Below are 17,249 nucleotides of genomic sequence, written 5' to 3' on the forward strand. Positions count from 1 at the left end.
CAGTGGATGTAATATATTTTTTAACAATGAGCATATTGAATTATGGATGTTATCATCAATAATGTAAAAGTAAAATATTAAAACACTCGTTTAATCGAGTCTGAAAATAAGAAAAATAGTGGAAGTAAATTAGTAGGAAACTAATTTACATTGCATCCTTGACCCTGTCGAAGAGTCCTTTTTTAACATGCTTAATTTCGTCTCCGCTGATTTCAGCGAATTCCTTAAGCAGTTTTTTCTGTTTTGAATTTAATTTCTTAGGAACTACAACGTTCACGGTAACGTACATGTTTCCTCTACCTGAGTGTCTTACGGAGTTCATTCCTTGACCTCTTAATTTGAATACTGTTCCGCTTTGTGTTCCCGGTGTGATTTTAAATTCAACCTCTTTTCCTTCAATTGTAGGAATGCTTAAGACATCACCTAACGCTGCCTGTGGGAAACTTACTTGCTGTTCCATGTATATGTGGTCGCCTTCACGTGTGAATTGCCTGTGTCCTTTTACATGAACTGTTACTATTAAATCTCCTTCAAGGCCAGCTTGTTCACCGCAGTTTCCTTCGCCTGAAACTCTTAAGTGGTTGCCTTCATCGACTCCTTCGGGAATTTCAATTTTGATTGTTTTTGTTTTTCTTTTGCTTCCTTTTCCGTGACAGTCATCACAAGGGTCGGTAATTATTTTACCGGTTCCGCCACATTCTCTGCATGGTCTGACATTGACCATTTGACCGAGGAATGTGTTGCTGACTTCCTTGATTTGGCCTGTTCCGCCACATGTTTTACATGTTTCAGGGTCTGATCCAGGTTTTGATTTTGAACCGTGGCATGTTGGGCACAGTTCGCTTCTTGTGATTTTGATTTCTTTTTCGCAACCGTTGAATGCCTCTTCAAGAGAAATAGGTACTTCTGTATATATGTCTGAGCCTCTTTGTGGTCCGGCTCTTTGTCTGGAGCGTGATCCTCCGCCGAAACCGAACATGTCGAAAATATTTCCAATATCAAATCCTTGGAATATGTCTTCGAAGTTCACATTTTGATAGAAGTCTTCTGCAGTAAATCCATCCATTCCTGCATGACCAAATTGATCATATCTTTGACGTTTTTCATCATCAGACAAGACAGCATAAGCTTCACTCACTTCTTTGAACTTATCTTCTGCATCAGGTTCATCGCAAACATCTGGATGGTATTTTCTAGCTAATTTACGATAAGCTTTTTTAATTGTTTTTTCATCAGCGTTTTTATCCACGCCTAGAACATCATAATAGTCACGCTTGTCTGCCATTTATTCACCTTAAAAAATAATAAATAATAGAAAAAAATAATAGTTTTATTTTAATTGTTAGTTTAACTGTTTTTTGATTCTGATTCTGATTTTTATTTATTAACCTAAACAATTTAATAAAACTGTATTATTTAATTCTAATCGTCTTTTACTTCATAGTCTGCATCAATTGTGTCATCATCACCATCATTAGCACCTGCGTTAGGGTCAGCTCCTGCTTGTTGTTGAGCTTGTGCTTCAGCTTGTGCCTGTTGGTAGATTTTAGCTCCAATCTCTTGAACTACATTTGATAATTCATCGGATTTTGCTTTAATGGCATCAACGTCATCGCCAGCTATGAGTTCTCTTAATTCAGCTACAAGTCCTTCGACTTTAGTTTTTTCATCTTCAGATACTTGATCTTTGAGTTCATCTAAGGTTTTTTCTGAAGTGTAAATTAATGAGTCTGCATTGTTTCTGATTTCAATTTCTTCTTGTCTTTTTGCATCTGCTTCAGCATTCATTTCTGCTTCTTTGATTTTTTGTTCGATTTCTTCATCGGACAATTTGGTTGAGGAAGTAATGGTAATTGCTTGTTCTTTACCGGTTCCTTTGTCTTTAGCAGTTACATTGATAATACCGTTTGCGTCAATATCGAATGTTACTTCGATTTGTGGAACTCCTCTTGGTGCAGGTGGGATTCCTACTAATTGGAAACGACCTAAAGAGGTATTGTCTGCTGCCATTTTTCTTTCCCCTTGTAAAACATTAATGTCTACTGAAGGTTGGTTATCTGCAGCAGTGGAGAATACTTGGCTTTTCTTAGTTGGAATTGTAGTGTTTCTTTCAATTAAAGTGGTTGATACTCCACCTAAGGTTTCAATACCTAAGGATAATGGGGTTACGTCTAAAAGAACGATGTCTTTAATTTCACCAGCCAATACTCCTCCTTGAATAGCAGCACCCATGGATACACATTCCATTGGGTCAATTCCACGTTCAACTGGTTTTCCTATGAATTTTTCAACATATTTTTGTACGATTGGCATTCTGGTAGGTCCACCGACTAAGATGATTTTATCGATTTCGGATTTGCTCATTTTAGCGTCATCTAATGCTTGTTGCATTGGTTTACCTGATTTTTCAACAATTGAATCAACGAGCTCTTCTAATTTAGCTCTTGTAAGTGTAATGATTAAGTTTTTAGGAGTTCCATCAGTTCCCATAGCAATGAAAGGTAAGTTAACTTCAGTTGTGGTAGTGGTGGATAATTCAATTTTAGCTTTTTCAGCAGCTTCTCTTAATCTTTGTACTGCTTGATCGTTATCCATTAAGTCAATACCTTCTTGAGCTTTGAATTCATCAGCTAAGTATTTGATTAATACATTATCCATATCGGTACCACCGAGTTGGGTGTCTCCGCTGGTGGATCTTACTTCAAATACTCCTCCACCGAACTCCATAATGGTTACGTCTAAGGTACCTCCACCGAGGTCGTAAACCATGATGTTCATGTCATCTTCTTCTGCTTTGTCAAGACCGTATGCGAGGCTTGCTGCGGTTGGTTCGTTTACGAGTCTTACAACGTCAAGACCAGCAATGGTTCCTGCATCTTTTGTTGCGGTTCTTTGGTTGTCGTCAAAGTATGCAGGTACGGTAATTACAGCTTTTTCAATTGGTTCGCCGAGGAAGGTTTCTGCGTCTTTTTTGATTTTTTGTAGGATGAATGCGGAAATTTCCTGTGGGGAGTATTGTTTTCCGTTTACAGTAACTTTGTGATCAGTACCCATGCTTCTTTTGATTGCACTGATGGTATTTTCAGGGTTGGTTACTGCTTGTCTTCTTGCTGGTTCACCGACTAACATTTGACCGTCTTCTGTAAATGCAACATAACTTGGGAATGATTTACCGTATTGACTTGCTCCTTCAGCGGATGGGATTGTAGTTGGTTTTCCCCCTACAAGTACGGATGCTGCGGAGTTACTAGTACCTAAATCGATTCCAATAATTTTTTCTTTTTTAGTATCAGACATAATTAATCACCTTAATTTTTTTTAATATATTATTTAATAAACATTATTTTTTACAAACTATAACTTTTGAATATTTAAGAACTTTATCTTTGTACATGTATCCTTTCATTAATTCTTCAATGATATATCCGTTTTCAACATCATCGGACTCTTGAACCATTAATGCTTCATGTTTGTTTAAGTCGAATTTTTCTCCTTTTGCTGGGATTTCTTCAATACCTTCTTTTTTAAGTACATCTGTAAATTTATTGTATATGAGTTCTATACCATTTCTTAAATCTTCATCATTCTCTGTTTCTAAAGCTCTACCGAAGTCCTCGTAGCAGTCTAGGAATTCTTTTATAAGATTTTCATTTGCGAATTTTACGAGATCTTTGTTTCTTTTGTCAGTTATTTTTTTGAAGTTTTCAAAATCTGCTTGAAGTCTTTGTGATAGTGAGATATATTCTTGAGTTTCACCTTGGGATTTTTCAAGGTCTTTTTTGAGCTGTTCTATTTCCTGATTTTTCTCTTCAAGAATTTCCTCAAAATTTTCTTGAATATCCTCTGTTTTAACTTCAGTTTCGCTTTTATTTTCATCAGTCATAGTTACACCTTTCCTTAGGTTTTTAGAAAAACCTCAGTAATAGCTCTTAACCGAGAAGTTAAACTTTTAGTTTTTAATATTGGTTTTTTGGGAATTTATGGACATATAGGAAAATGGTTCATCATTTAAGAGTTATTACTTCAAGTTTTTCTGAACCAAATATTAAAGTAACCAAAAGTTATCTTTCTCTTACATTATTATAGTAACAAAAAGTTATATAAAGGTTTCGATACAAAATGTATAAACATGACTAATACAAACAACATTGAGAAAAATGAAAAACCACGTAAAAATGTTAATTTGTCAAAAGGTCATATAGAATTAAGAACCAACTACAATGACTGTGCAGATGACATTGATGTGGAAGACATCCTTGATGTAATGGGTTGTAAAACTAGAAGAGACATTATAAATCTTTTAAGAGAAGAACCTATGTTTGTAAGTGAAATTTCAAATGAGTTGGATATAGGTCAAAAAGCAATCATTGCTCATTTGCGTGCTATGGAAGACATAGGTATACTGAATTCTTCTTATAAAAAGATTTTAAGAGGTCGTCCGCGTAAATATTATGATTTGCAGAATGAAGTTAACATCCATATTACTATTAATAGAAACAACTTCGATGTACAATTCACTGACGACATGCTCAATACATTGCAACTTCCATCAGGTGATGAATGGTCTAAATTATTGGACATAGAAAAAAGAATTGATGATGGCCAACTTGAAGCAATCGATGAGTTGAAAAATCAAATTAGATTATATGGTAACTTGAAAGAAAGGGCCGAATATATTCTTGAAAGAACCATGAAAAATAGATGATATTGTTTGAAACTTTTTTCAAACATTTTTTTCACTTTTTTTACAAACAATACTCTGACCTAAAGATACAGATCCGTCTCCGGCACAGGTATTTAGGTGTTGTATGAAGTTATAACCGTTGTTTTCAATGTAATTTTTAACACAGTCTGTTATGGCTTCGTTGTAAAATACGCCGCCTGTAGCGCCAATATCTGAGATATTCTTATTGTCTGCCGCCTGTATTGCCAGTTCACTCAAACCGCTTGCAATAGCAATCTGGCCTGCAGCTGCAACATCAGATTTTTTTGCACCATTTTGATATAATCTTACCACTTCCCGCAATATCTCAGTGGTGTTAAGCTGATTATTTTCAATGATTACCGGAATTTCTAATTCATTTGTTGAATAATATGCTGCAGATTCAAGTTTCATGGAACATTCTCCTTCGTATGTTCTCTCATGACATATTTCTAATGCCGCAGCCATTGAATCAAGAACCCTGCCTGTACTTGTGGTAATTCCGACATTTATTCCTGAATTAATTTGTTTTTTGATATTTTTTATTTCAATTTCTCCGTATTTAAAGTAATTTGCATAATGTCTAATTAGATCATCGTCATTTAGGATGCTTGCAAGCATTCTTACAGGATATTTGGTTGCAACATCTCCTCCGGGCATTAATTGAGGTTGCAGGTGACTTAATCTTTCAAAACTGCTGATGTCTGTATAAAGAATTTCACCTCCCCAGCTGGTGCCGTCGCTTCCGAAACCCACTCCATCGGCAGCAATGCAAATCATCTCTTCAATTCCGTGGTCATTTGCAAGTGCTACAGTATGTGCATGATGATGTTGTACAGGTAAGACTTCCGCATCATATTTTTCACCAAGTTCATATGCTAAACGGGTTGTAAAGAAATGAGGATGCATATCACATGCAATCACGTCAAATTCATTGATTTTTGTGATTCTCTGCATGTTTTCAATGGCTTCACGTAAAAATTTCAATGTTTTAGGTTTATTGGTGTTTCCAATATGTTGTGAAGGATAAACTTTATTTCCACGGGCAATTGAAAATGTCACATCCAATTCAGGACCTAACGCAAGAACATCTAAGTCATTAACATCATAATTGATGGTATAAGGTTCAGGAGTGTATCCTCTGGAACGCCTGATAAAGGATAACTCATCATTTCTAAAACGGATAACTGAATCATCGCATCTGTTTAATATTTTACGATTGTGAACAAGTGAATAGTCATTAACTCCATTAATTATTTGTGAGTTTTCAATCATCATCGGTTCGCCGGGAATGTTGGCGGAAGTCATGACAAATGTGTCTATTTCGCTTTCATCGAATAATAAGTAATGCATTGGTGAGTATGGAAGCATTACTCCAATATTATGCAGTCCCGGAGATAAACTTTCTGGGAATCTGTAACCAGTTTTTTTCTTTAAAATGACAATTGGCCTTTTATTGGAAGTAATGGTTTTAATTTCTTTTTCGCTTAACTCAGCATATTTTTCCAGACTTTCAAGATCTCTGCACATTACCGCAAATGCCTGATTAGGTCTGTTTAATTTTTTTCTCAGCTCTTTTATTGCATCATCATTATATGCATCAACTACAAGGTGTGTTCCACCAATTCCTTTGATTGCCAATATCTTTCCTTTACTTAAAACTTCAGCACCTTTTCTGATGGGATTTTCACATTCAACGCGGGTTTTTCCATCATAAAAACTCATTTGAGGTCCGCAATCACTGCAACATATTGCCTCACCATGATAACGTCTGTCTAATGGTTGTTGGTATTCTATTAAACAGTCATCGCATAAAGGGAACTCATCCATTGATGTGCGGACACGGTCATAGGGCACGCTTTCAATCACTGTAAATCTTGGTCCGCAATCTGTGCATGCATTGAAAGGATATTTATAACGTCTGTCATTAGGATTTCTGATTTCAGCTAAGCATTTTTCGCAAATTGCAATGTCTGGCGGGATTACACTAACTCCTGAATATGTATCTCCACTTTCAATGATTTTAAAATCAGTATGGTTTTCTGCTTTGATTTCACGAACTTCCATTGAATCAATTTTTGCTATTGGAGGTAACTCTTCAGGAAGTCTTTTGACGAAATCTTCAGTATTTTCTCCTTCAATAATTATCTCAACTACATTTCCAAGGTTTCTAACATGTCCTTTCAAGTTTAAATCACTTGCTAGTCTATATACATATGGTCTGAATCCCACTCCTTGAACAATACCTTGGGTTAAAATCATTAAAGCATTCATTAAATTATAATATTGTAAGTTAAATTTTATATAATTTTATCCTAAATATTATTATTATGAAAGATATTCTTGAAAGATTGGTTGATGGGGAACTTAATATTGATGAAGCAGAAAAACTGCTAAAAGCAGATAATATTCTGGAGTTTGATGATATTGCTAAATTTGATATTAAACGTGAAGATAGAACAGGTTTTCCAGAAGCAATATTCTCTCCAAGTAAGGATTATGAAGATTTGATTGCAATAATAAAAAATTACTTGAAAAACAGCGATAAGGATTTAATAGTAACAAAATTGTCACAAGAAAGATTTGAAAAAATCACCAACGATTTAAACGATGATGAATTGATTTTTGATTATAACAAACGAGCTCAAATTCTTGTTATCAGAAAAGAAATTATTCAAAAAGAACCGATTGCTAAAATTGGTATTATAACTGCAGGAACTTCAGATATCAACATTGCAGAAGAAGCAAGAGTCATAGTTGAAGAAGGGGGTTGTGAAGCAATCACTTCATATGACATTGGTGTGGCCGGAATTCATAGACTATTTCCTCAAATCGCACATATGATTAGTGAAGGTGTAAGGGCCCTGATAGTCTGTGCAGGAATGGAAGGGGCACTTCCTTCAGTTGTTGCAGGTCTTGTTGATGTGCCTGTTATAGCAGTTCCTACATCTATCGGATACGGTGTTGGAGAAGGTGGAAGAGTTGCTCTTGATGCGATGCTTCAGTCATGCGCTCCGGGAATAGCAGTTGTAAATATTGACAATGGTTTCGGTGCAGGAGTATTTGCCCTTACAATAGTGAATAGTGATTGAATGAAATATGAAACTTTTAATCCTGATGTTCATGATACATTAAAGGTAGCTCGTTTAGTGTATGACGTTGATTTTAGAACATTTGACATGCTTTTTAAAAATACAGATAAAGCAGTTAAGACAATCGAAAAAGATCTCCATAAAAGACAAATCGATGATTATTTTAAAGTAATATTAAATGAAAATAATGAAATCATAGGTATTCTGATAATATATACCTCAAAAACATCACACAAATTCTATTTGAAATCTTTAAGATTATGGATTGTGGATGTTCTGGATTATTTTGTATTATGTGATATTGAAGATAATGATTTTTATATTGCAGAAATTGCGATTGACGAATCGCTTAGAGGTCAGGGATTGGGCAAAAGCGTTTTACTTGATGCAATTGATTATGCCAGAAAAAAAGATTACAATCGCGTTACATTGGATGCTGATTTTAGAAATTCCGGTGCCAAAGCCCTTTATGAGCGAATGGGTTTTCAGGTATTTAAGAAAAAACAGGTTAAGATTGGAAGTTTTTTAAGGGGAATGAGCAATATGGAATTAATCCTTTAATGGGATTTCTTTAATTGCATCATATACTCTTTTACAATTATTTTTATCAGTATACAAGTAGAATTCCCTAATTCTATTTTCATACTCTTTTTTAATTTTACAATCATTTTCCATGTATTCAATGATTAAATCAACTAGCTTGTCTTCTTTTCTGGTGACTTCTCCAAGTCCCATGCTTTCATAGTCAAAAAAACTTTCTTCAACATCAAAGTGATAATCGTCACTGTATTGGTAATATAATACAGGTTTGTAGAGGTATGCAAAGTCAAAAGCAACGGATGAATAATCAGTAATCAAAATGGATCCGTTATTGAATAAGGTTTGATATTTAACTCTATCATAATCAATTTTCACATACTCATTTTTGTCAAACAATTCAATAAAATCATAAACTTTAGGGTGTGGTCTGAAAATTATTTCATATTCGTATTCTTGTGCTTTTTTTATCAGCTTTTCATTATTAATTAATGAGTTGAACTTTTTGAAATATTCACTTTCTTTAATAAACTCTTCTGATTTTCGAGTTAAATAACGCCTCCATGAAGGCATTATAATAATTTGTTTTTTATCTTCGTTATTTTCAAGGTTGTCATATCTAGGTAGACCCAACAACTTAACAACATTTTCATCATAATTGTAAGGATATTTGAAAATTGATTCATATTCTAGTCGTGCACTAGTTAAAAAGAAAGATAAATTCATGTTTGTTTTATTTAACCATGATGAAATATCGTCTTTGATTATTCCATGTTGCAGGAAAATATTATTTGATTTTAAAAGGCCTGCAAAAAATGGGTATCTTCCCCAAAATGGATAAATAATTTCATTATCTGGATGGGAAGTAACTATATTTTCAACAAACATTCCTAAAATACGATGTTTAATGGATTTGTATGCCAGAACATCTCCATATTGTTTCATCTCATTGAAATCAGGACTATCTTTATTTAATATAAAATACTTTTTGATATTTGGATCTTTATTAACTGAATATTTGAATAAATGCATTCCATTGTCATCAGATATTTCCGGACGGTCCATATAAAACCATATGTGTTTATTTCTTAAGAAAGGATAAAGTAACATATAGGCAATTCTAAATGGGACTCCAATATGAAATCCAACGTCTTTTTGTTTAATCATGCGGGTTAATGTTTTGATTTCTTGTTTTAGCCATTTAAATGTAGTTTTATTTTCAATATTGATTTTGTTGTCATTTAAAATACTTAAATAACTTTTAGTTTTAGCATATCCTACAACCTTTGAAAAGTTGCATGGTCTTGAAAAATCGATTTTAAAAATATCTGTGCTATTTTTAAATTCAATTGAATATGTTTTATTCTTATCTAAATCCACTTTAAACTCAAATGAATAGTCTTTGGCATATAATTCATCAATACAGTATTTATCCCTTTGAGGAAATCTGACATGTCTTGTTTCAATTTTTTCATTATTGATATAAACCTCAATGTCTCTATCACGGATATTTGGAATATTTGCCAAAACATATAATTCGTCATTGATAATTTCATAAACATCAATGAAAACTGTATCAAAATTCAATTTACCAATAATTTCAGAGGATAATGACCCATATTTAATTAAAAAACTTTTTAGTTTGGAATCATTATTCATCATATTATGTTTAAAGATATTCTCATCATCAATATATTTCAGGACATTTTTAAGAGAATTCTTAAAATTGATTATTTCATCCTTATCTAAAATGTCAGAGATATTATCAACATCAAGCATCCATCTTATATCATATAATATGACATTCTGAATAAATTCGCTAACAAAACCGAATTTCTCTAAACTTTTATCAATTAGATATTTAAAATAATTTTTGCACCTGTCTGTGTAATATTCCTTTTTATACTGTGAATTATCAATGATGGATGATTTGTCTTCACGTTTTCTATAGTTATATTTTCCAGATTTGCATAATCCGATATTCGGATTATTAATCAGTATTTCATTGATAAAAACAACATCTTCAGAAGTGACAATATCCGGAAATTTGATATTATTAATTGCACTCTTTCGAATAAAACTGCTTGGACCGGATAACTGATAATATTCTGGAAATTCAAGTAAATTTACAGTTTTAGTTTTATTAAATTTATAATTTAAGTAATGTGGTCCTTTGTTGTTTTCAAAATAAAAAATGGGTATGGCCACCAAGTCAGTTGATTTGTTATTATTAAAAAAAGTCAAAACATCTTTTAATGTATTCTTTGAAAGGGTGTCATCACTATCTAAAAAATTAATATATTCTCCTGTGGCATATTTTAAACCAATGTTTCTTGAAGCCCCAGGTCCTTTATTGACATCATTTTCAATATACTTTAGATTATTTGGATATTTTGAAAGGTATTCCCGACATATTTTGTCAGTATTGTCTGAACTAGCATCATTAACTATTATCACTTCGATATTTTTATCAAAATCTAATGTCTGATTAATTAATGATTCAATACTTTTACCAATCCATTTTTCAGAATTGTATGCAGGAATTATTACTGAAAAAATCAATGTAATCACTAATCTTGGGATTTAACAGTTCTTTTATATTTTACTGCAAGATCAGATTGTTCTTGTGGTTCTTCATTGTCTTGTGATTTTTTATAATCTGGATGTGTGTTTTCTGCAATGAAAGTAATTTTTTCGTCAATGCTGTCTGTATTTTCAAATCCACTTAATTTTAAATGGTATGTGTTGCCATTTGTGAAATAATAAGCAATGGATTGATTTTTTAAATCTTCATTGTTTAAATCAATATAATGGGCAATGTAAATAGTGATTCCATTGTTGGTTGTATGAGTGACCTCATCAATAAATTCCTTTTCTTTTTTTACTTGTTTTAAATCACTTTTAAAACTAGATTCTGCAGAATCTCCTTTACCTAAATCCTCAATATAAATTTTTTCATTAGTATTTTTATCAACCAATTCTAAACTGGTTGCTTCAGAAGATCCAACTGAAAAACCATAAGGTAATGTTATGCTACTTTTATCAACATCTGCAATTGCATTACCAACAGTAGGTGAATTTTGGGCAACATAATACCCACAAATAATCGCCAAAACTATAATAACTAATATTGCTATCCATCTTTTATCCATAGTACCACCCTATTTTTTTCCAGATTCCGCACTTTTTACATAAGCATCGCAAACTTCGTTAGCTTCTCCTTCCATAACCAAATGTCCATTTTCAATCCATATACATTTATCACAAATGTCTCTAATCTGACTTATGGAATGTGAAACAAGTAATACAGTAACACCGTCTTTCATCATGGATCTTATTTTTTCAGAACTTTTTTTTCTAAATTTAATATCTCCAACAGATAGAATTTCATCAATAATTAGGATATCTGGTTCAACTAATGTAGCTATTGAGAAACCGAGTTTGGCTCTCATACCTGATGAATAATTCTTAACTGGATAATTGATGTATTCTCCAAGTTCTGAGAATTCAAGAATTTCATCATATTTATTGTTAATAAATTCTTCATCCATGCTTAAAAAAGCACCATTCAAATAGATATTATTCTTACCAGTATAATTTTTATCAAAACCTGCACCCAATTCCAATAATGGTGCAACTTTACCGTTAATACGAATATTGCCGTATGTAGGTTCATAGATTCCGGCTAAAATTTTTAAAAGTGTACTTTTTCCAGCTCCATTGAAACCAAGAATTCCAATACGGTCTCCTTTATAAACATTAAATGTGATGTCGTTTAAAACTCTTACTTTTTCTTTTTCTTTTTTATTTTGTTTAATAGTTCTAATAACATATTCTTTAAGAGTATCAATTTTATCTTTACTAACTTTAAACTCCATTGTTAAGTGCTCGACACTTATAGCAATCTCACTATCATTAGAAAGCAATTTATTTTCATTTTTTCTGAAAATATTTCTAATTTTTTCTATTAAACTCATGATAAAACCTGATTATAATTCTAATGCTAATTTCTTTCCGTAAATGTCAAATAAGAGTATTCCAATCAATAAAGTTGAAACTGCAAATGTTGCAAGATAAGCTAATGTTCCTATGTTTGGAATAACTCCATATACAACACATTCCCTAAAGCAGGATATTGCTGCATAAACTGGGTTTAAAGAGAAAATGATTTGAACTTTTGCAGGAACTATTTCCATCGGATAGAATAATGCGGATGCATACATCAATAACAACATAAATACATTATATAAATAACCGATATCTGAAAAGTATGTGTTGCACACAGCTAAGATTAATCCGACTCCAAATATTAATAAGATTAATAATATTATTGGTATTATAGCGAATAATGATGTTAGGTGGAAATGGGCGCCTGTGATTAACATTACTCCGAATAAAATTACGAATGTAATTAAAAAATTTATGAATTCATAGCAAATTGCACTAACAGAAAACATGTATTTTGGAACATAAATCTTTTTTAATAATACTGAATTTCTTCTAATAGAATTCATCGCACCTTTTGTGGCAGAATTATAAAAATCATAGATTATTCTACCTGATAAAAAGTAAACAGGATAATTTTCAATATCTTGGCCGAATAACATTGAAAAAATAGCTGTAAAAACTAACATTATTAAAAGTGGGTTGAAAAAACTCCAAAGTATACCTAATACTGAATCTTTATATTTTGAAGTTAAGTCTCTTTTAACGAGTTGTTTTAATAAAAATTTTTTTTCAGAGAATGTATCAAACATAAAATTACCAATATTTTTTCAATTATCTAAACTTTTGTTTAATTCAATTAATATATTTTTACTTATTTTCGTCTTCTTTCAAATTCGTTTAAGATTTCATCTAGTTCAATGCCTTTATAGACTAGTAATAACAATGTATGAAAAATTAAATCTACAGATTCATAAACAAGATTTTCATCATTTTTAGAAGCAATTAATACCTCTCCTGCTTCTTCAGCAACTTTCTCAAGTATCTTGTCTTCAGCTTTTTTGTCGCTGTCTTGCATTATATTGGATGTGTATGAATCGATTGGATTGTCTCTTCTAGATTCCAATACTTCATAAACCTCTCTAATGATTTTTTCATTAACCATTAATGGTCACCTTTTCCTTCTTGGTCTTGCATACTTTCAGTAAGTGCAATTAATGGATGTTTGTCGTCATCAATAATTTCAATATCGTTAAGATTATTGATCCCTGCTTTATCTGCAGTTTTTTCCATTCCTAATTTGATGTCTGCACCTAAATCTACAACATAGGAATCCACAGTTTCATATCCTCTTTGCATTGAAACTACTGCTCTGTGATGTCCATCAACTAAAATCCATCGATTTCCTGTTTTAACAACAATAGCTGGTTCGGCCAATCCCTTTTCTAATTCATATGCTCTTCCTTCAAGTTCATCAGCATATACTCTGTCTTGTGTAGGCCTTAGCTTGTTGGTTTCAACAGGCATGTGTTTTAAAGTGGTTTTGATGTCATATAATTGTTCCATTGTCTTTTTAAAGTATTCAACTTTGTTTGGAGTGGATCTTTCAATATGTGACCTTACCATATCTGTATTGGTAATAATGCCCACTAATGCACCAGCAGTGTCTACAACTGGCATTCTTGATATACCTCTTCGAAACATTACTCTTGAAGCATCATTAATTGATAAATCTTGATTAGCGACAACTAATTTGGTACTCATTATTCCTGAAACTGTATCTGCCCATTCTTTTGCAACAATATCGAATGCAGTAACCATTCCAACTAATTTACCATTTTCAACAACTGGATAACTGTTGTGGTGACTTTCTTTCATTAAATCTATAATTTTATCTGTTGCGGTATCTGGAGAAACACTAATTACATCTTTGGTCATATAGTCTTTTACAAAAGATTTTTTTGCCGCCATATTGTTTCTCCTTATTCAATATTTTCTTTTAAAAGTTTAACAGTTTCTGCAGGGTCAGCTTTTCCACGAGTTAATCTCATGACTTGTCCAACAAGGAAGTTTAAGGAAGCTTTTTGGCCAGCTAAATAATCATCAACAGCTTTTGGATTTTCATCAATAGCTTGTTTTACAGCAGCTAATACTTCATCATCTTTTACGACACCTAATAATCCCATTTCTTCAGCAATAGCTTTAGGAGATTTATCATTATTTGGCATTTGTTCAATAATCTTGTGTGCTGCTTTAGCGGTGATTTCTTTAGCATCAATCATTTTCAAGTATTCTACTAAATCGCTAACACTAATTCCACTATCTGCAAAGTCTAATTTGTTATATGATAATACTCTTTTGAGTTCATCTCTCATCCATTTAGCTGCAAATTTAGAATCAACTTCTTTAACTACTTCTTCATATGCAATAGCTAAATCTAATTCGGAAGTTAATACTTTAGCGGACTCTTCATCTATGCCATATTCTTCAACAAATCTTTTTACTTTATTGTGGGGAGCTTCTGGCATAGTGTCCAATATTCTTTGAATGGTTTCATCAGAAATTTTCATCGGTGGCAAGTCTGGATCAGTAATAAATCTATAATCGTCTGCATCTTCTTTCATCCTCATACCGACAGTAATCATTTGGGACTCTAAGTATGCACGAGTTTCCTGTTTGACTTCAACACCTCTTTTCATAAGGTTTTTCTGTCTTACAAGTTCAAATTTCAATGCTTTGTAAGCACCTTTGATGGAGTTAACGTTTTTCATTTCTACCCGGTTTCCTCCGTTAATGGAGATGTTAACGTCAGCTCTCATTGTACCTTCACCACGTGCTCCTCCACTGTATTGAAGGACACGAATTAATTCTTTTAGGAAGTTTCTTGCTTCTTCAGGTGATTTTATATCAGGTTCTGTAACAATTTCCACCAATGGGATTCCTGAACGGTTGAAGTTAACAGTACCTCTGTCAGGTTTGAATTGGCCAGGGTCTTCTTCTGCGTGGATTTCTCTGATTCTTATGCCATTCAATTCTCCTTTAATTCCAATTGGAACAGATGTTCTCTGATAACCTGATGGCAAGTCAGGATAATCGTAATGTTTTCTCATAAAATAAATAACATCTTGATCAATTTCACAGTTAAGCATTAAAGCAATCATTAATGCATTTTCCAATGCTTTTTCATTGGTTGGATGTGGTTTAGCACCTGGTTGGTTAAGACAAACTGGGCAGATGTTTGAATTAATAGGTGCGTCCTGATAATTTGTAGGACAATCACAGAATAATTTTGATTCGGTTTCTAGTTGTACGTGGATTTCAAGTCCACACATCATATCGACATCGTCACTAATAATAATTCCTCCATTAGGATAGTTTTTATATTATCATTATATTTGTTTATTTCAATTTATAAATATTGTTAAAAAAAATATTATAAAATAAGGTTTTAAATAAGATGAATTACTATGTCAGTTATTGATATTTGTTTTTTAAGGATTCTTTCACATATCGTTTAATGAATTTATCTAAATCTGGTGAAACTTCACTTTCTTTGGGACCTAACTTCTCTTTATCAGTAAATGTTCCTTTTAATTGTCTTCCTGCCCATTTAACTTCTTCTTCAACTCTTTTTCCATATTTTGTTCCAAACATCTTAAATAATGGGAATTTGGTTATTCCATTTGCACCACTTAAAATCAGTATTCCAATATTTGCCAAATTGTCAATCCAGGTTCCGCAGATTATTTCAATATCTGGGAAAGCCAATCTGACTTGTGCAACAACTTGAGCATAGTATAAGGAGGCAGGCTGTGAAGAGTTTGCATAAATGGTTTCCTTGTGGGGATTTAATGAGTAAAAAATCACTCTGTCAATTCTGTGGTCTTTGATGTAATCTATGAGATAATCAACATCATCTAATGTTTCTCCAAGACCTAATATAATTGTTATAGCTTTTTTAAATCCTAAGTCTCCTGCAGTATCTAACATATGGCTTATATCAACTAATTTTTTAGAAGGGCACACTCTTTCGTGTATTTCCGGATTTGCCACTTCAACCGCACCAGTTATTCCGGTGATTTCAGATCCAAATTCTGCTAAATCATCTGTGATTCCAGTGTTTAACCAAACGCCGTCACCAGTAATATTTTTAATATTGGTTGCAATATCTTTAATTTCCTGAGTTGTGAAGGATTCATAACCTCCAGATAGAAATTCAATATTCCAATCAAGACGTTTGCACATTTCTGCTTCAGCAAGAATGTTATTTACATTTCTTCTTGCTTTTGTCGGATCTTTAATTTTTTCCTTTTGTGTGGACATATAACAAAATGCACAATCTCCTTTATCACACCACCAAGATAAAAACACTGCTCTTTCGAGAGTAATCAAATCTCCATGATTTTTTAAAGTGATTGAATTAGCTTTTTTAATCAAGTCAAATATGTTAGATTCCATGATAATATATATTATCCTTAAAGTTTATATATTAGTTAGACTAATTTATTTATGTTGATGATTTTTTTCTATGGAAAATATGAAAAAAACAAAACATTTATATATCATGTCATGCATAGTTATTATTACTGTTTAAAGTCTTTGATTTTGTATCATGGGTTTTATTTGGTTAAGTTGGATGGGTGTCTCATGCCATCGTAGCTCAGTAGGTAGAGCGTTCGGCTGTTAACCGATTGGTCACAGGTTCGAGCCCTGTCGATGGCGCTTTTGGGCCCATAGCTTAGCCAGGTAGAGCGTCCGGCTCATAACCGGAAGGTCATGGGTTCGAACCCCATTGGGCCCATGTTAATTTAAACGTTACTTGTATTTGTATGCTCCGGTGGTGTAGTCCGGCCAATCATTTCGGCCTTTCGAGCCGAAGACTCGGGTTCGAATCCCGGCCGGAGCATTTAAAAAATTTGTTAAGATTTTTAATGGTTTCTATGTATCCTTTGTTTTTATAAGCGGGGGTGCCC

General features: G+C 32.8%; 15 protein-coding genes and 3 tRNA genes. 6 read left to right on the plus strand and 12 right to left on the minus strand.

All coding sequences use genetic code 11. The features are described 5' to 3' along the window. Positions 1 to 145 precede the first annotated feature (145 nt). The 3 genes from dnaJ to IJ258_RS08045 form a co-directional block, all read right to left on the minus strand. A complete protein-coding gene (dnaJ, locus tag IJ258_RS08035; RefSeq protein ID WP_292805545.1) occupies positions 146 to 1,285 on the minus strand; it encodes a molecular chaperone DnaJ in 1,140 nt (379 codons plus the stop codon). 137 nt (positions 1,286 to 1,422) lie between these two features. Further along, positions 1,423 to 3,297: a molecular chaperone DnaK gene (dnaK, locus tag IJ258_RS08040; protein ID WP_292805548.1), complete on the minus strand. Its 1,875-nt coding sequence runs from the start codon at positions 3,295 to 3,297 to the stop codon at positions 1,423 to 1,425. A 43-nt stretch (positions 3,298 to 3,340) separates the two neighbouring features. Further along, complete coding sequence (locus IJ258_RS08045) at positions 3,341 to 3,883, minus strand: nucleotide exchange factor GrpE (RefSeq protein WP_292805551.1); 543 nt, start codon at positions 3,881 to 3,883, stop codon at positions 3,341 to 3,343. A 246-nt stretch (positions 3,884 to 4,129) separates the two neighbouring features. Between IJ258_RS08045 and IJ258_RS08050 the strand changes: the two genes are divergently transcribed. Continuing rightward, on the plus strand, positions 4,130 to 4,705 hold the full coding sequence (locus tag IJ258_RS08050; protein ID WP_292805554.1) for an ArsR family transcriptional regulator: 576 nt from the start codon (positions 4,130 to 4,132) through the stop codon (positions 4,703 to 4,705). 18 nt (positions 4,706 to 4,723) lie between these two features. Here the strand turns inward: IJ258_RS08050 and hypF are convergent, their stop codons facing one another. Further along, the gene (hypF, locus tag IJ258_RS08055; RefSeq protein WP_292805557.1) at positions 4,724 to 6,976 is read right to left on the minus strand and encodes a carbamoyltransferase HypF; all 2,253 of its coding nucleotides are present in this window, start codon (positions 6,974 to 6,976) and stop codon (positions 4,724 to 4,726) included. Between the two features lie 56 nt (positions 6,977 to 7,032). On the opposite strand from hypF, the gene larB reads away from it, so the two are divergent. Together larB and IJ258_RS08065 are read left to right on the plus strand one after the other, a co-directional pair. Beyond that, entirely contained in the window at positions 7,033 to 7,794 is a 762-nt protein-coding gene (larB, locus tag IJ258_RS08060) for a nickel pincer cofactor biosynthesis protein LarB (RefSeq protein ID WP_292805560.1), read from the plus strand. Further along, positions 7,795 to 8,355 carry a GNAT family N-acetyltransferase gene (locus IJ258_RS08065; protein WP_292805563.1) on the plus strand — a complete coding sequence of 187 codons (561 nt, stop codon included), beginning with the start codon at positions 7,795 to 7,797 and terminating at the stop codon, positions 8,353 to 8,355. Here the strand turns inward: IJ258_RS08065 and IJ258_RS08070 are convergent. The 8 genes from IJ258_RS08070 to IJ258_RS08105 all read right to left on the minus strand — a co-directional run bounded on the left by IJ258_RS08070 (position 8,344) and on the right by IJ258_RS08105 (position 16,734). Then, entirely contained in the window at positions 8,344 to 10,893 is a 2,550-nt protein-coding gene (locus IJ258_RS08070; protein WP_292805566.1) for a CDP-glycerol glycerophosphotransferase family protein, read from the minus strand. The two genes, IJ258_RS08065 and IJ258_RS08070, sit on opposite strands and share 12 nt — an antisense overlap. 8 nt (positions 10,894 to 10,901) lie before the next feature. After that, positions 10,902 to 11,483, minus strand: coding sequence for a hypothetical protein (locus IJ258_RS08075; protein ID WP_292805569.1), 582 nt, complete (start codon positions 11,481 to 11,483; stop codon positions 10,902 to 10,904). Between the two features lie 9 nt (positions 11,484 to 11,492). Further along, on the minus strand, positions 11,493 to 12,308 hold the full coding sequence (locus IJ258_RS08080) for an ABC transporter ATP-binding protein (RefSeq protein WP_292805572.1): 816 nt from the start codon (positions 12,306 to 12,308) through the stop codon (positions 11,493 to 11,495). Between the two features lie 12 nt (positions 12,309 to 12,320). Beyond that, positions 12,321 to 13,088 (minus strand): ABC transporter permease, encoded by a 768-nt coding sequence (locus tag IJ258_RS08085; RefSeq protein WP_292805575.1) that lies wholly within the window; start codon positions 13,086 to 13,088, stop codon positions 12,321 to 12,323. A gap of 62 nt (positions 13,089 to 13,150) precedes the next feature. Next, the gene (gene hisE, locus IJ258_RS08090) at positions 13,151 to 13,441 is read right to left on the minus strand and encodes a phosphoribosyl-ATP diphosphatase (protein WP_292805578.1); all 291 of its coding nucleotides are present in this window, start codon (positions 13,439 to 13,441) and stop codon (positions 13,151 to 13,153) included. Then, entirely contained in the window at positions 13,441 to 14,247 is an 807-nt protein-coding gene (locus IJ258_RS08095) for a CBS domain-containing protein (RefSeq protein ID WP_292805581.1), read from the minus strand. Before IJ258_RS08095 ends, hisE begins: the two co-directional genes overlap by 1 nt. Positions 14,248 to 14,258: 11 nt before the next feature. Next, a complete protein-coding gene (gene gatB / locus IJ258_RS08100) occupies positions 14,259 to 15,611 on the minus strand; it encodes an Asp-tRNA(Asn)/Glu-tRNA(Gln) amidotransferase subunit GatB (protein ID WP_292805584.1) in 1,353 nt (450 codons plus the stop codon). Between the two features lie 139 nt (positions 15,612 to 15,750). Beyond that, positions 15,751 to 16,734 (minus strand): radical SAM protein, encoded by a 984-nt coding sequence (locus tag IJ258_RS08105; protein WP_292805586.1) that lies wholly within the window; start codon positions 16,732 to 16,734, stop codon positions 15,751 to 15,753. Between the two features lie 191 nt (positions 16,735 to 16,925). On the opposite strand from IJ258_RS08105, the gene IJ258_RS08110 reads away from it, so the two are divergent. From IJ258_RS08110 to IJ258_RS08120, 3 genes are all read left to right on the plus strand, one after another. Then, positions 16,926 to 16,998: transfer RNA gene (locus IJ258_RS08110), tRNA-Asn, on the plus strand. 5 nt (positions 16,999 to 17,003) lie between these two features. Next, positions 17,004 to 17,077: transfer RNA gene (locus tag IJ258_RS08115), tRNA-Ile, on the plus strand. 30 nt (positions 17,078 to 17,107) lie between these two features. Beyond that, a tRNA-Glu gene (locus IJ258_RS08120) sits at positions 17,108 to 17,182 on the plus strand. Positions 17,183 to 17,249 lie beyond the last annotated feature (67 nt).

Origin of the sequence: Methanobrevibacter sp., from assembly GCF_017468685.1 — an archaeon.
Lineage (GTDB): Archaea > Methanobacteriota > Methanobacteria > Methanobacteriales > Methanobacteriaceae > Methanocatella.

What these genes read in the sequence shown, in the direction of transcription:
- larB (WP_292805560.1), top strand. Translation starts at nt 7,033, where the DNA reads ATGAAAGATATTCTTGAAAGATTGGTTGATGGGGAACTTAATATTGAT.
- IJ258_RS08065 (WP_292805563.1), top strand. Translation starts at nt 7,795, where the DNA reads ATGAAATATGAAACTTTTAATCCTGATGTTCATGATACATTAAAGGTA.
- hisE (WP_292805578.1), bottom strand. Translation starts at nt 13,441, where the DNA reads ATGGTTAATGAAAAAATCATTAGAGAGGTTTATGAAGTATTGGAATCT.
- dnaK (WP_292805548.1), bottom strand. Translation starts at nt 3,297, where the DNA reads ATGTCTGATACTAAAAAAGAAAAAATTATTGGAATCGATTTAGGTACT.
- IJ258_RS08075 (WP_292805569.1), bottom strand. Translation starts at nt 11,483, where the DNA reads ATGGATAAAAGATGGATAGCAATATTAGTTATTATAGTTTTGGCGATT.
- dnaJ (WP_292805545.1), bottom strand. Translation starts at nt 1,285, where the DNA reads ATGGCAGACAAGCGTGACTATTATGATGTTCTAGGCGTGGATAAAAAC.
- IJ258_RS08050 (WP_292805554.1), top strand. Translation starts at nt 4,130, where the DNA reads ATGACTAATACAAACAACATTGAGAAAAATGAAAAACCACGTAAAAAT.
- IJ258_RS08080 (WP_292805572.1), bottom strand. Translation starts at nt 12,308, where the DNA reads ATGAGTTTAATAGAAAAAATTAGAAATATTTTCAGAAAAAATGAAAAT.
- IJ258_RS08085 (WP_292805575.1), bottom strand. Translation starts at nt 13,088, where the DNA reads ATGTTTGATACATTCTCTGAAAAAAAATTTTTATTAAAACAACTCGTT.
- IJ258_RS08105 (WP_292805586.1), bottom strand. Translation starts at nt 16,734, where the DNA reads ATGGAATCTAACATATTTGACTTGATTAAAAAAGCTAATTCAATCACT.
- IJ258_RS08045 (WP_292805551.1), bottom strand. Translation starts at nt 3,883, where the DNA reads ATGACTGATGAAAATAAAAGCGAAACTGAAGTTAAAACAGAGGATATT.
- hypF (WP_292805557.1), bottom strand. Translation starts at nt 6,976, where the DNA reads ATGAATGCTTTAATGATTTTAACCCAAGGTATTGTTCAAGGAGTGGGA.
- gatB (WP_292805584.1), bottom strand. Translation starts at nt 15,611, where the DNA reads ATGATGTGTGGACTTGAAATCCACGTACAACTAGAAACCGAATCAAAA.
- IJ258_RS08095 (WP_292805581.1), bottom strand. Translation starts at nt 14,247, where the DNA reads ATGGCGGCAAAAAAATCTTTTGTAAAAGACTATATGACCAAAGATGTA.